This is a genomic window from Acidobacteriota bacterium (assembly GCA_029861955.1).
Classification (GTDB): domain Bacteria; phylum Acidobacteriota; class Polarisedimenticolia; order Polarisedimenticolales; family Polarisedimenticolaceae; genus JAOTYK01.
Genome location: JAOTYK010000024.1, coordinates 1 through 14475, shown reverse-complemented (window position 1 = coordinate 14475; position 14475 = coordinate 1). Strand labels below are relative to the sequence as shown.

The following is a 14475-nucleotide window of genomic DNA, read 5'->3' as shown; positions in this document are numbered from 1 at the left end:
GTCGTAATAAGCGATTCAATTCGTTACCTCCGCACTTGCCACCGCGAGAAGTCAATCGTCGAGACTCTGCCAGAGAACGTGGACGAGCATCCGCTTCCCGTCGTACTTCGCCAGATGGAAGTAATCGACTCCCCACTCCGCGGTCAGCCTGTCGGCGGAGCGACGGGCAAAGCCGAACTTCTGGAGATCCGGATGGACGCTGCGCTTGATCAGCTCCGGCTTGAGCTCGTAAAGCCCTTCGACGTAGTCCAGCACGGCCCGCTCCACACCGGCGTGGTCTTCATCTGATTGGGCTGAAATTGGAGGCCCCGTCATGAATGCGGCCGCGACCAGGATGGATAGTGCTACGTGTCTCATTCTGCGGCTCCTCGCTCATTTAGGTCTTCTAGAAGACGGGTTCCCAGCGGATCTTCAGGATACTCCGAGACGAGAATATCAAGCATCTCGACCGCGGCCTCAGGGGCGCCGTCGCGCACGGAGCGCATGGCCTGGCAGGCCATCGTCTCCCGTGCCACCTGAACAGATGGGTCTTCCTCGCGCATCTGTCCATACCACTCCATGGCATCGCCGATGTCGTTGTCCCACAGCCGATCGACGAACGGCTGATCGGTGACGTATCGATCGATCTGCTCCCGAAGTAGCGCATCCAATGCCGCTCGATCGAACCATCGACCGCTGCTCACGACGCCCGTAATTTTTCGACTGTTTTGGATGTCGACCAGAGGGTTGGCGTCCAGCAGGACCAGTTCGGCGGCAAGGCCCTCTCTTACTCGCCCGGCGAACCCCCGCCCGACAACGCTGTCCCAGCCGTTGCGAGTCCCGACCTCGAGTGCCTCGTACGGTGTCAGGCCGGACGCCACCAACAGGGCCAGCTCTTCATGAACGGCGTGGCCGGGGATCGATCCCGTCGCGTTGGCGTCCGTGCCCAGCAACAGTGTCACGCCCTCGTCACGAAGCGCGGTGACCAGTGCCTGTTGCCGGCCCAGGTACTCCCCCATCCAGGTCGCGTCTTCCGGGTTGAACTTCCTCTTGTACTGGTTGTTCGACGGTCGAAATGCCCGCCGGGAAAACGGACCGGCCAACTCCAACGGGATGCCGGAAAGCTCGGCGTCCAGGTCTGCCACCTGACGCAGGATCGAGCGATACATGGCGAGAGCCGGAGCGACCTCGACGCCGGCCTGCCGCGTCGCGGTCGCGGCGTCCCGCTCCCACCCGTCGTTGTTGTGATGGGCGTACCAGGTGTAGAGGTACTCCTCGGCGTGGGAGATCTCCCGGATCGCACCGACGGACAGCGACGCTTGCAGATCCAGATTCCGTGGCGCGTGGCCGACGACGGGCATCCCGAACTCGCTAGCGGTTCGACCGAGTGCTTCCAGGCTCTCGACGGATAGCTCCCCATGGATCTTGATGCAGTCGTAACCGGCGTCGTGTTGCTCTCGCACCGCGTTCTCGGCATCGGCGACCGATTGGATCGTCGGCAGGTTCGTGTAGGGACCACAAGTCTTGAATCGTGGACCAATCAACGTCCCATCATCGACGAGGTCCCGGACATAAAGGTGGTACGGCTGCCCCTCCATGTTCCTGACGGCGCCCACACCATGGGCCAGGAGTACCGACAGGTCGCCGACGTCGTCGAGATGCACGTGCGTGTCGACAAACGACGGCAACAGGAACTTGCCGCTACCGTCGATTCGCCGGACGTTGTGTCGGGCATCTTCACCATCGGGTCCGACCATGGAAACGATCTTTCCGTCCTCGATCACGACGGTTGCGATCCGCTCGTCTCCAACGCCGGTCATCGGAATCACGGTGACGTTCTCGATGACGAGCCTTTTGATTTCCGGCGTGGGTGGGGTCCGACAACCGGACGCCGCGATGACCAGCATCCACCCGACCAGGACCACAACTGCTCTATTCACAAATTTCCCCCATCCGTCCCAATTGTACGCGCGGCCCCCTCGAATCGACGGGCGGTTGCCAGGGTTTTTACGGATATGCTGGAACCCGTTCCGTTCCGGAGAGTCCCACCGTGTCCACGAAGTCCGAAAAGCGATTTCTTCTGAGCGTCGATCCCGGGCTCGAAGACGTGGTCGTAAGCGAGCTTCACGAGCAATCCCGGTCGTCCCGAGCCACGGAGAATCCGTTCGGTCTCCCGGGGCAGGTCCTCGTGGAAACCGACGAACCGGCACCGCTGCTGCAACTCACCACGATCCATCACGTTCTCGAGGTTCTCGCGGAGGAGCCGGTCGAGGGGCTTGCCGATATACAGAGCGTTCTGGACAAGACAGCGTTCGACCTGCTTGGCGACGCTGGGTCGTTTCGTGTCACGTCGAACATCCTCGGTGACATCGGCCTTGAGAAGTTCGAACTACAGAGGGCCGCCGGTGCGGCCCTCGTCCGCCGCTTCGCGACGCCCGTCAGCCTCGAGGAGTTTGACGTCGAGATACGGGTCGATCTCTACGACCATCGCCTGGTCGTGGGTGTGTCGCGCACCCGCCCCTCGCTGGGAAACCGCGTTCGTCGGGGACGATCGTTACGCAGTTCGATGAAACCGACCATCGCAGCAGCGATGCTTCGTCTTGCCGGTGCGCACAGTGGGGCCGGGAGGCTGATCGATCCGCTCTGCGGCGCCGGAGTCATTCCGGTCGAGGCCGCGACGACCAACCCGAGCCTCGAGATCGTCGCATCGGACTGGGATACCGATACGGTCGAGACGGCGCGTGGCACGTTGGCGAACCACGGGATCCCCCTGGAAGTCACCACCGCCGACGCACGAGAGTTAGACCCGGAGTCTGACGGTCGGTTCGACTACATCGTCACCGACCCACCCCACGGGCTGCGTCAGGCCCGACGGGCGCGACTGGATGTCCTCTACGCCGAGCTGTTGGCGGCGTTCGAGCGGGTACTCGCTCCCGATGGACGAATCGCCATCATCGTCGTCAAGTATCGTCTGTTCACGGCGGCGGTCCAGAGTACCGGACTGCGAATCGTGGAACATCGTGCGGTGACGACGGGGAACGTGCAACAGCGGATCTTCGTCCTCGCCCACGGCGACTACCAGTCCACGACCCTGTAGTCCTTCAGGAACGCCCCCCAGGTGTGAACGCCGGTCGTGATGCCGTCGAAGATCGGATCCACGATCCGTGCCGCGCCGTCGATGATGTCCAGCGGCGGATGGAATCCCTGCTCGCGCTTCTTGCGCTCGGCGATGACGGCAGGGTCCTCGTCAGTGACCCATCCGGTATCCACGCTGTTCATGTGGATGCCATCGCGGAGATAGTCTGCCGCAGAGGTCCGGGTCATCATGTTCAGCGCAGCCTTGGCCATGTTGGTGTGAGGGTGACGGTCGGTCTTGTGCCGACGGGAGAACTGTCCCTCGACGGCCGAGACGTTGACGATGTGTTTGTCGCGGTTGTCGGTCTTCCGCATCAGTGGCTTGAGTCGTGCGTTCAAGATGAAGGGTGCGACGGAATTGACAAGCTGGACTTCCAGAAGTTCGACCGCCGACACGTCGCTCAACCCAAGTCGCCAGCTATTCACTTCTCGCAGATCGACCTGCTGCAGGTCGGCGTCCAGCTGCCCGGCGGGAAACAGGTGAGAGCCGCGGTCGTGGTCTTCCTCGAGCAGAGCGATCTGCGATAGGGTCGCCGGTAGTAGGGCCCGGGCGTGCACCGGCAACTGTTCGATCGGTTCCGTCTCTCCATCCATCAGGTGCTGGTAGAACCCCGGCGGGCGGCGGACGGTCTGGCACGCATTATTAATGATGAAGTCGAGCCGCGGGAGATGGTCTCGGAGAAATCTGGTGAACGACTCGACGGCGGGTGTGTGACGCAGGTCCAGACCGAAGATCTCCAGCCGGTCGGACCAGCTGGAGAAATCCTTCTCGGACTCGTAGCGCTTCGCAGCGTCCCGAGGAAAGCGGGTACTGACGACGACCCGGGTACCGGCACGAAGCAACATCAACGCCGCCTGATAACCGATCTTCACCCGGGCGCCGGTGATGAGGGCGACCCGTCCAGCGAGATCGGCGTTCGGCGTCCGTTTCGCCCAGTTCAAGTCCGCGCAGTCGGGACAGAGCGCGTCGTAGAAGAAGTGCAGTTGCTTGAACTGGGTCTTGCAGATGTAGCATGGGATCGATGCATCAAGACGAGACCCGTCGGCAGGTGTCTCGACGTCGTCAGGTTCGTTGCGACGAGTCTCTCCCCCGCTCTCGATCATCCCACCATGAACCCATGGCGCGAAGACCGGCCGACGGCGGACCTGACGGATCCCGGTCTGTTCGAGCCGCTCCTCGTCCCGCTTCCGATGCCTGGCCTTGCGCCGATCCGACGCGGCCGTCGCCAGCGCGTGACGATCCCAGGGTCCGGGTCGCGCCACACGCCCGGCGGCCATCAAAAATTGTCGGCGAGAATCCTCCGGCAGCGTTGCGAGCTGATCGTAGGCCTCGGCGATCTCCTCCAGAAATTTCGTCGCTGCAGCGATCTGGCGGGCGTACTCGTCGTCGTCGCGTCGGGTCATCAACCTAGACTAGCGCAGGGAATCGCTCTTTCGGGAACGGCGATCGGCGTATATTTGAGGTTGCCGCTACACTTCCCGAAGATTGAAGGAGAGCCGATGATGGAATCGCCTTGTTTTCGTGGTGTCGTCGCTGCTGCCTGCTTCCTGCTATCCGTCGGTCTGGCCGCCGGGGACGAGCCGGCCTCCGAAGCCCTGGGCCGCTACTCCGACCGCACGCTGGTGGTCGGCATCGAGATTGACCGAGACGAGGCGCGGATCCTCGGCTACACCGTCAAGCCCCGCGCCTTCGTTCGCACCGCTCAGACCGAACCCGTTCGCAGCTACGAAGAACGGAACGAGGTCCAGATCGAGGTCAGTCTCGTAAGCGATGACGGGACTCGCTACACCCGGCGGGTGGGCGCCGGCATGGTCTGTCTGTCTCACGGCCCCTACGACGAACCCCACGTCGAGGGCGACACGATCCGCATGCATCGCGACTCGTTCCTGGTTGAGCTGCCGGAGTTGGCCGGCTTCGACACGATCGAGGTGGCCTACCACGAGAACGAGCGTGGCCAGGCGGCACGACGATCTCTTGGCGCGCTTCCGATGACCCGTCACAACTTCGACGCCGCCGGCCGTCCGGTCACCTACGACAGCCTGGCGATCGCGTCCACCAATTCCACGGATCCCGGAGCGTCGCGGTTGGCCAGCACCGTCGTCTGGCCGGAGAACCTTGGCGACACCGACATCTACCGCGTCTATGGTGACGCCGCCGCGGTCGGAAGCCGGATCAACATCGTCATCGTGCCGGACGGCTATCAGTACACAGACAAGGCTCTGATGGAGAGCCATGCCGACGCCATGGTCGCCTACTTCCGTGGCAAGACGCCCCACGCCGAGCACGACCTGCTCTACAACTACATCCTCGTCTACGCCTATTCGCGAGAGCAAGGGACCGACCAGTGCGACTGCGGGACCATCGTCGACACCGCGATGGGAACCCGGTTCCCGTTGTCCAATCCGACCTGTGGTCACAGCGACAATCGTTGCCTGTCCTACGGAGGTGGCTGCGACACAAACGGCACGGGCAACGTCGTCGCCGCCGAACTGCGGGCACCGGCCCAGGACGAGACGGTCGTGATGGTTAACACCACCCGCTACGGCGGCTGTGGCGGCTCCCGCGCGACCTACGCGGCCGGCAACGGTTCGGCGTTGGAGTTGGCGGTTCACGAGCTGGGTCACTCGATGTCCGGTCTTGCGGACGAGTACGTGTCCAACTCCGGCTGTGGGAGCTTTGCCGGCAACGTCAACACCTCGACCAACGGCGTCTCCGGCGCCTGGTCCGAGTGGATCGCCGACATCGGCTCGCCACGCGAAGGCGCTCAGTACTGGGGCCAGTGTATCTATCGCCCGGAGGCAGATTGCGAAATGCGCAACCTGAACCAACCGTTCTGTCACGTCTGCAACCAGCACTGGTCGTTGTGGTCGTTCGCTCACTCCCGGGTCAACCCGACGGCGCCACTGGAATCGATGACGCCTGCAGCGAATGTGAACACGAACAGCTTCGTTCAGCAGGACTTCTCGATCACCACGCGTCTGCCCGCGCCACCGGCGACCCACGAGATTACCTGGACCCTCGACGGCCCCGGGCTGCCCGGTCCCACCCTCGTCGCCAGCGCGACCGAGGCCTACTCACACACCTTCACGTTGGCTGGCCAGTACACGTTGACCTGCGAGGTGACTGCCGATACCAACTTCATCAAACCGTCACGCTACGGTTCCAATCAGGATGTGGCGGCCTGGACGATCGACGTAACCGCGCTCCAACCGCCGATGGAAATTGCGCCACCGGGGTCGGTGGAACCGTTGCGTTTTGTCGATGCCGACAATCTCGCGTGGGAAGACGGTTCGTCGGGTGGTGCTACTTCCTACAACCTCTATCGCGGAACGTTGACCGTACTGGGTGGGTCGTACGGCAGCTGCGGACAGCCGAGCCTTCAGTCACCCGCCGCGGTCGAGGCCGCCGATCCACCGGTCGGGACCGGCTGGTTCTATCTGGTGACCGGGCGTAACGCCGCGGGCGAAGGACCGATGGGGCTGGACTCCGAAGGCACCGGGCGGACGAACCTGACGCCTTGTCCCTAGCCCGACCCTAGCTCCCGACCCGCGCGCAGATGGCGTACGCCGTGAAGGGTTGACTGGCGCTGTCTTCCGCATTGAGGCATCGGTAACTGGTATCCGAATCCGGATACCCGTAACAGATCGTGTCATTGAGACCGCTACAGTTGCAGCCACCGCCGATGACTTTTCTTGGGGCGGTACAGGTAGCCGTTGTGGTCCCCTGATAGCAGCTCCACGACGTGCCACCCTGTAAGCAAGATGAGGCGGTCGCACTCGTGGTGCCTGCGGCGGTCACACGCTCCCAGCCGATGTTTGCAGTTCCCGCCACGTCCAGGCTGACGGTCAGGTCCACCTCCGACGAGGTGACAGTCATTCGATTGCTGTTTCCGGTGCGAAAGTACATCGTGCCGTTGATATTCGGGACGTTCAGGAACGTCGAATCATTTCCGGCGAGGAGCGTGTAGTTGCCCGCTGTGTTGTTGTAGAACGCCGACAGCGTCGCGGACTGACCGGGATACTGACCGATCGTCGCCCCGGTGAACGCGTCGAGGTTGCCGCTGAACGAGATGTCGTCGTTGGCGTAACCGTAGGAGAACACCTCGGTGTCCACGTTGTTGTTGCGTCTGAAGAACGTGATGCGATCGGAGCCTCCGGTGATGTCCGGGCTGTTATCGCCATCGTAGGAGAACCCACCGCCGTAGAGCGGACTCTGCCCGGCGAAGAACAACCCACCGCCCTGGCTCTGTCCGGTTGCATAGATCCGGGCCACGTCGCTGTCCGCGCGATAGACATGGAAATCCTCCGCCGGGTCGACGCCACCGCCGAGTCCCACCCCCGTGTCGAAAAACACCTGACGAATGTTGGACGGCAGCAACGTGCTACCGGCCCAGTACGGGATGTCGCCTGGATCCAGCGCACCGACCTGCGGGTCGTTCTCGACGCCTACGCCGACGTCGTCCGCCTCACAGGTGACGGTGCCGTCTGCGGCGACGGCCCGCATGAAGTTGTTCGGTGCGCAGCTTGACACCACACGTCTCTGCCACAGCGTCGACGGGAGGCCACCCAGTCCTTCGCTGTCCGAGGACAGCCCCGCATAGGCGGCAGACCCCATCTGCTGCCGCGGTGCCAGCGTCTCGCCGCCGACCGTGATCTCCAGGTAGCGGCTACCGCCGCTGACGAAGACCGACGGCGTAAGTGGCGTTCCGTTGCTGCCGAGTAGCACGCTGAAGATGCCGTTGTTCACATCGACCGAGGCCCAGACCTCGCTCCACAGCTCGACCCCACCGACAGGGTCATCCCAGATGGCGAATTCCATCGCAAGCGTCGCCGTCAGCGGGTTCTGTTGGGGGCTGTTGTCGGTCAGGCGACCCTGATAGTTGACGAGGGACGGCACCTGGGCCATCGCTATTCCACTAACGAGAAGTATGAGCGACAGTAGGCAGATTCGGCGAAACGAAATCGAGCTCATGGGGCTCCTCCTGGCGGGGCGGGCCCCGGCGCAGTCGCGAAGACGCGATAGCAGTTCAGACCCGTCGTGCCGACGGTGTCGTCGTCATAGTCGTTGGTGTTTACCTGTGCGAGGAATCCGCCGATGATCGCCGTGCAATCGATCGAGCGATAGACGCTGTAGGGATCGTTGTTTCCGGACCAGCTCAGGTCGATATCCTGGGGGTCGATGGCGTCCTTGTCGACGGTCAATACCACCGGGACCAACCCCGAACCGAGATACGAGAAGAAACCCGACTGCAGCACGTAGGCCGGCGACGCACTGGTGCCGATAGTCGCCTTCTGCACGGCGGCGCCGTTCATGACGTAGCTACCCGATGAGGACTCGGTCCCGGCGCCATCGACGGCGGTCTGCTGGAGAACGTAGCTGGGAGAGGATGCGACCTCGGCGAGGGCGGGTCCGGTGCAGAGGACGGCGATGAGCAGCATCCCGAATACAACCTGGCAGAACCCTTTCATGGATCTCTCCTCCTGAGATCGACATAACGCTATGGGATTCTGAAGGTACGACCGTTGGCAGGATTTGTCCCTCCCCCAAAATGGGGAGGACCGCGGTCCGTCTAGAGGTCGCCCGGCCCCTGGGTGGGTGCGAGCTCCGAGAAGACCATCTCATACGTCTCGAGGGCGGCGGCGTCCCAGAGGACGAAGCGAAGCAGTTCCAGTTCCGAGTGACGCCCCACAAACTCGAAGGTGATCCCCAGGGAGATCCGTGCCGCCTCTTCCATCGGGTAGCCGTAGGCACCGGTACTGATGGACGGGAGTGCGACGGTCTTCAGGTCGTGCTTGACGGCCAACTCCAACGCACGGGTGTAAGCCGATGCCAGCAACTCGGGCTCGCCCTGTTTCCCGTCGCGGTAGACCGGGCCGACGGCGTGCAGGACCTTCTTCGCTGAAAGATCTCCGGCCGTCGTCGCCACCGCCTGCCCGATCGGACAGCCGCCGATGGCATCACAGGCCGCCATGATCGACGGTCCGCCAGCCTGATGAATGGCCCCATCGACGCCGCCACCGCCGGAAAGCTCGGGGTTGGCGGCGTTGACGATGGCGTCGACCTCCTGTAGGGCGATGTCGCCCTGGACGAGTTCGACGAGGGTTGTACCGATCTTGAAGCTGACTGCCATGAAAACCCCGTAGTGCGATCTCCAGGGTAACTCAAGACCGGGCACCCTCAAAGCCTTACGGTTCTGGTAACCTTGCCTTATATGAATCTTGAGCCCGGATCGACTCTTGGGCCCTACGAGATCGTGGCCCAGATTGGCGCGGGCGGCATGGGTGTCGTCTGGAAGGCCTTGGACCCGTCGCTGAAGCGACATGTGGCGATCAAGATCCTTCCCGCCACGCTGAATGCCGACCCGCAGTGGCGTCAGCGCTTCCAACAGGAGGCGGAGGCGGCCGCCGCCCTTCAGCATCCCAACATCGCCGTGATCCATCAGGTCGGTGAGCACGACGGCAACCCCTATATCGTCATGCAGTACCTGGACGGCCAGACCCTGCGACAGATCCTTCGAGAGGGCCCCATGCCGACAAGGCGATGGCTGGCCGTCGGCGTCGGCATCGCGGACGGCCTGGCCCACGCGCAAAAAAACGGCATCGTTCATCAAGACCTGAAGCCGGACAACGTGATGATCACCACGGACGGCCAGGTCAAGATCCTCGACTTCGGCCTGGCCAAGGTGATCGGGTCCGGCGCTGACGATGGCGAGCCGAGAGATAACGGGAAGATCTTCGGGAGCCGCTCGTACATGTCGCCGGAACAGATCCGCGGCGAGAAGATCGATCATCGCAGCGACCTGTTCGCGTTCGGTGTCCTGCTCTACGAGATGGCGGGCGGCTGCGTCCCCTTCCGCGGCAAGACCGACGAGGCCGTCCGACAGGCGATCACGGAGGAGGAACCCGCGCCGTTGTCGGATCGATCCGACGGCATCCCGACGGAAGTAGAGCGGGTCGTACGGAAGGCGATGGAGAAGGAACCCGAACGGCGCTACCAACACGCAGACGAGTTGGCGACGGACCTTCGCAATCTGAAGCGGGACCTTTCGACCGGTCGAGCCACCATGACGTCGGAAGAGGGCCCTTCCGGGCTCACCAACTACACGCCGGTCCCATCCGCTCCGTCGCCCACGCCGACGCCAACACCGACTCCCCGACGCCGCTGGCCGGCGATCGCCGGCATCGCGGCCGTGATCATCGCGGTCCTCGGGACGATCTGGTGGCAGACCCGTCCCACGGGAGAGCCGGTCCCGGTCCGAGCAAACCCCGGCACCGATCGACCGCTGGCGAGCCGCAAGCAGATGATCGCCGTCCTGCCCTTCGAGAATCTCGGTGACGCCGATGACGAGTACTTCGCCGTCGGCATGACACAGGAGATTACAAGCCGGCTTGCGTCGGTGGTCGGCCTGGGTGTCATATCGAGTAAGAGCGCGATTCAGTATGCGGACACCGACAAGACACCTGCCGAGATCGGAGCCGAGCTCGGCGTCGACTACCTGCTCGAGGGTTCCGTTCGCTGGGCCCGATCATCGGGTGGCAAGAGTCGTGTGCGGATCACGCCGCAACTTGTCAACGTTGCGGACGAGACCGCCGTCTGGTCGGACACCTACGACGAGGTGATCGACGACATGTTCACCCTGGAGTCGGCGATTGCAGAGAAGGTGATCGATCATATCGGCATCACACTCAGTGGCAGCCGCTGGGCAGACGATCTCCGCAGCACCGATAACCTGGACGCCTATCGCGCTTACATGCAGGGGCAGCACCTCCTCCAACTCCCGATCTATACCGAGGAGACCTACAAGGACCAGATCGCGCTCTTCGAAGAGGCGATCGAACTCGACCCCGAGTTTGCCGCCGCCTATGCGGGACTCTCACGAGCCCATGCAGCGCTCTATCATTTTGGCCACGATCGCACGATGAAACGCCAGGAGCTGGCGAAGAAGAGTGTCGAGAAGGCCCTTGAGCTGGCACCCACATCGCCCGATGTGCATTTCGCCCTGGGGAACTACTTCTACTGGTGCCACAAGGACTACGAACGGGCGCTCGACTCCTTCGCCTTCGTGCAGGAGCGGATGCCCTCGAAGCTCGAGGTTCTGGAGTTCGTCGGCTTCATCTGGCGTCGACAGGGACGCTGGGAGGAGGCCGCCGGCAATCTGGAGCGAGCGATCGAATTGAATCCGATGGACGCCAACGTACGAGGCGAGTTGGGGTCGACCTACAACTTCCTGCGACGCTATGACGACGCGCTCGCACCGCTGGATCATTCGATCGGCCTGCTCCCCCTTCAAACCTCCGGCTACTTTGAGAAGACCTTTACCTACTGGATGACCGGTGACCTCGAGGCGGCTCGCGCAACCCTCGAGAGGATCCCACCCACCGACCATCCGGCCATGGACTGGTACTGGTTCCGACAGCAGATCTACGAACAACGATACGAAGAAGCATTGTTACGACTCGAGGCGAGTCCTGTAGAGCTGATGGTCTACTTCCGAGCCGTCCGGCCGAAGGCCTTGTTCCTCGCAGAGCTCCACGACCTGATGGGTCACAACGAGCGGGCACGTGACAGCTACGAGCAGGCCCGCCAGATCCTCGAGCGCGAGATCAAGAGACAGCCCGACGACTACCGTCTTTACAGCGCACTGGGTATCGCGCTTGCGGGGTTAGGCGAAGACGCCGACGCGATTCGAGCGGGCACCAAGGCGGTCGATCTGTACCCCATCGCGCGGGATGCCGTTTTCGGACCCCAGGCCGTCGAGGCGCTGGCCCTGATCTATGCACGTATCGGTGAAGATGACCTGGCGCTGGATCAGATCGAGCAACTGCTTTCGATCCCATCGCTGGTTTCGGTGCCGATGCTGGCGGCGGACCCGCGGTTGAAGAAGCTCCACGGGAACGCGCGATTCCAAGAGCTCATTGTCGATCGCTAACGGCGGCGTAGACTAATACCTGCGCCGCTCGACCCGGAGACCCCATGACCGCTCAACGTCGTTTCATAGGATGGATCGTCTGTTTCGTCTTTCTTCCCGGCATCCTGCAGGCCGGCTCGGAGAAACGACTCCGTCGTGCGTTGGATTGGCCGACGGTGGATCTCTCCGGCTACGAGCGGGTCTTCGTCGAGGACTGTGAGGTCACCGACCCGGAGGCGCCCGAGCGCAAGATCCAGGACCTGGTCAAGACGGTACCCGCACGGTTGGCCGACTACATCGACTACGCGATCGATCGCGACCTGTTCCCGGAGGTCTTGCGCCGGGCACCGAAGAACTCGGAGAGCGGCGTCGTACTACGGGTGAATGTCACCCGTTACAAACCAGGCAGTTTTACCGCCCGGTGGCTGGTGGCCGGAACCAGTTCGGCCAACTTCGAATTCGATGTCACGCTGATCGACGCCCAGACGGGGAACACGCTCCAGACCTTCTCGGAGACGCGCAGCTTCAACTGGGGCGGCCTGACCGCACGAAGTATCACGTTGATCGAAGAGCGGGCTGCGGTCGAATTGGGCGCCTACCTCTCACTGTCCAAGGGGATGGAACCCGAGGCAGTCCTGGCCAGACTTCGCATGCCGTTCGACGGCGACGGCCCCCCGGAGATTCCCCACGGCACGGTCTACATCATGCGTCCGCAAGGGATGGTCGGCGGCGCCAACCGCTTCCGCGTCGGCATCGATGATGTCACCATCGGGGAGTCGAAACGCAACACCTACCACATGGCCTACGTCGCCCCCGGCGAACACCGGGTCTGGTGGGGTCGCGACAAGTGGCAGAGGGACACCGCCGTCACGATCGAGTCGGGAAAGGACTACTACTTTCAGGCGATGGGCCTGAAGGAGATCCCGCCGGCGAAGGCCCTGAAGAAACTGAAGGATTGCCGACTCATACGTACGATGGACCTGACGGATCGGCCGTAACCCGAGACGACGTCAGCCGTTACTCCAGTTCCATTTCCACACCGCCTGCGAACCCAGCCACGATGTTGTAGACAAACGCCGTGAGTGCGCCCATCACGAATCCCATCACGCCGTAGAACAGGGGTAGGAAGATGATCGCTCCGACGCCGAAAAGCATCCCGATGAACGCGCCACCGTCACTTTGACTGGCCGCCACTCCCGCGCCAAGCAACGAGAACAATGCAAAGAACGCTCCACCTATAAGCCCCAGGACGGCATACAGCGCCCCCGTGATCTTTGCGCACGACAACACTCCGAGGCTCTTTAACACCATGATTCGATCTCCTGTGGCGGACGAGTACTTCGGGGCAATCGTACTCTAGTTCACGGACGATCGAACTCCGATCGGACCATCTTCAACGTCTGCGATTGCCATCGAGCACCGGGTCTGCGAAGATCGCCCACGATGAGTGAGCAACGTACCGGTATTGCGGTGACTCTCTGGCGGCGGCGCTTCGATTTTCTGGTCGGAATCCTGGGCGCCATCATCCTTGGCCTGATCGCTTTCGCGATCATCGGTCTGCTGCCACCGGACACGGTACCTGGCCAGGCGCGAGTCCAGCACGCGCTCGACTCCAATAGCTTCCCGTCGTATCTCGGACTCGTAGAACTGCTGCTCGTGCTGGCAGCTTTTGCGTTGACCGCCTTTCATTTCAGGCATCAGCGGGCGGCTAGTTTCATCGAACGCTTCAACTCTCCCGAAGTCATCTCCATGCGTGGTCGGGTCGATGACTGGCTGGCGGGATACGAAGAAAGCGCGCTCCGACAATCCGCCGATAAGTCAGGCGACAACGATCTTGATGATGAGACGTTGCAGCTGGCCCACATGGAGGCGCGCCTGCTGCTGGAACTCCAACGCGATCGCATCCTCGACAAGACCGTCAAGGCGTTTGCCAACCTGTTCCAGGAGGTTGGTGAGGCCTACGAGAATCGAACGGTCAGTCCGTCCTACACCCGACGAATGTTCGATTTCCTGGCACCTCATTACTGGCGACTCTTGCAGTTCTGGGTCGATGACTACAGGATCCAGGGTAGCCCGACGCTGTACTCCCGTTTCGGACAACTAGCAGAGACCATCGAGGAGGATCCAAAGAAGCTGGCGCTGATCCGTCGCAAGCAGTCCGGCGGCCCCCACGACTCCCCCACGTCGTTCGCATTGGAGCGTCGCGCCATGTTGACGGAGGCGTCGCAACCGAAACGCATCTTCATTTTCGGCTACGGATCGTTGATCGCATCTCGCAGTCGCCAACATGCGGTGGCCGATCAGGAGTTGCGCACGGCGGTGCTCCACGGCTACGCCCGAGCCTGGAATACGGTTGGACAGGTGATCTTCGATGACGACGAGGAGTCGAGTCCGGTGCTGTTCCTCGGACTGGCGTTGTCCCGCGACGGAGCTTGCAACGGTCTTCTAGCCG

The 14475-nt window shown here is 62.5% G+C and carries 12 protein-coding genes; 5 read left to right on the top strand and 7 right to left on the bottom strand.

The features are described from left to right. Positions 1 to 51 precede the first annotated feature (51 nt). Positions 52 to 357 carry a nuclear transport factor 2 family protein gene (locus tag OES25_12375; protein MDH3628431.1) on the bottom strand — a complete coding sequence of 102 codons (306 nt, stop codon included), beginning with the start codon at positions 355 to 357 and terminating at the stop codon, positions 52 to 54. Continuing rightward, entirely contained in the window at positions 354 to 1919 is a 1566-nt protein-coding gene (locus tag OES25_12370; protein ID MDH3628430.1) for an amidohydrolase family protein, read from the bottom strand. Before OES25_12370 ends, OES25_12375 begins: the two co-directional genes overlap by 4 nt. A 110-nt stretch (positions 1920 to 2029) precedes the next feature. On the opposite strand from OES25_12370, the gene OES25_12365 reads away from it, so the two are divergent. Next, positions 2030 to 3076, top strand: coding sequence for a methyltransferase (locus tag OES25_12365; protein MDH3628429.1), 1047 nt, complete (start codon positions 2030 to 2032; stop codon positions 3074 to 3076). Here OES25_12365 and OES25_12360 read toward each other — a convergent pair. Then, positions 3055 to 4518 (bottom strand): SDR family oxidoreductase, encoded by a 1464-nt coding sequence (locus OES25_12360; protein MDH3628428.1) that lies wholly within the window; start codon positions 4516 to 4518, stop codon positions 3055 to 3057. The two genes, OES25_12365 and OES25_12360, sit on opposite strands and share 22 nt — an antisense overlap. Positions 4519 to 4614: 96 nt before the next feature. Between OES25_12360 and OES25_12355 the strand changes: the two genes are divergently transcribed. Next, positions 4615 to 6642, top strand: coding sequence for a M64 family metallopeptidase (locus OES25_12355; protein MDH3628427.1), 2028 nt, complete (start codon positions 4615 to 4617; stop codon positions 6640 to 6642). Between the two features lie 7 nt (positions 6643 to 6649). On the opposite strand, the gene OES25_12350 is transcribed toward OES25_12355, so the two are convergent. The 3 genes from OES25_12350 to OES25_12340 all read right to left on the bottom strand — a co-directional run bounded on the left by OES25_12350 (position 6650) and on the right by OES25_12340 (position 9245). Continuing rightward, on the bottom strand, positions 6650 to 8086 hold the full coding sequence (locus OES25_12350) for a hypothetical protein (protein ID MDH3628426.1): 1437 nt from the start codon (positions 8084 to 8086) through the stop codon (positions 6650 to 6652). Next, entirely contained in the window at positions 8083 to 8583 is a 501-nt protein-coding gene (locus tag OES25_12345) for a hypothetical protein (protein MDH3628425.1), read from the bottom strand. Before OES25_12345 ends, OES25_12350 begins: the two co-directional genes overlap by 4 nt. Before the next feature lie 101 nt (positions 8584 to 8684). After that, positions 8685 to 9245 carry a macro domain-containing protein gene (locus OES25_12340; GenBank protein ID MDH3628424.1) on the bottom strand — a complete coding sequence of 187 codons (561 nt, stop codon included), beginning with the start codon at positions 9243 to 9245 and terminating at the stop codon, positions 8685 to 8687. A gap of 81 nt (positions 9246 to 9326) precedes the next feature. Between OES25_12340 and OES25_12335 the strand changes: the two genes are divergently transcribed. Further along, complete coding sequence (locus OES25_12335) at positions 9327 to 12044, top strand: protein kinase (protein MDH3628423.1); 2718 nt, start codon at positions 9327 to 9329, stop codon at positions 12042 to 12044. A gap of 44 nt (positions 12045 to 12088) precedes the next feature. Next, positions 12089 to 13021, top strand: a complete 933-nt coding sequence (locus tag OES25_12330) for a DUF2846 domain-containing protein (protein ID MDH3628422.1) — start codon at positions 12089 to 12091, stop codon at positions 13019 to 13021. Positions 13022 to 13040: 19 nt separating this feature from the next. Here OES25_12330 and OES25_12325 read toward each other — a convergent pair whose 3' ends face one another. Beyond that, positions 13041 to 13334 carry a hypothetical protein gene (locus tag OES25_12325; protein ID MDH3628421.1) on the bottom strand — a complete coding sequence of 98 codons (294 nt, stop codon included), beginning with the start codon at positions 13332 to 13334 and terminating at the stop codon, positions 13041 to 13043. Positions 13335 to 13466: 132 nt separating this feature from the next. Here OES25_12325 and OES25_12320 point away from each other — a divergent pair. Further along, positions 13467 to 14475, top strand: a 1009-nt coding sequence (locus OES25_12320) for a hypothetical protein (GenBank protein ID MDH3628420.1), incomplete at its 3' end; no start/stop codon positions are given.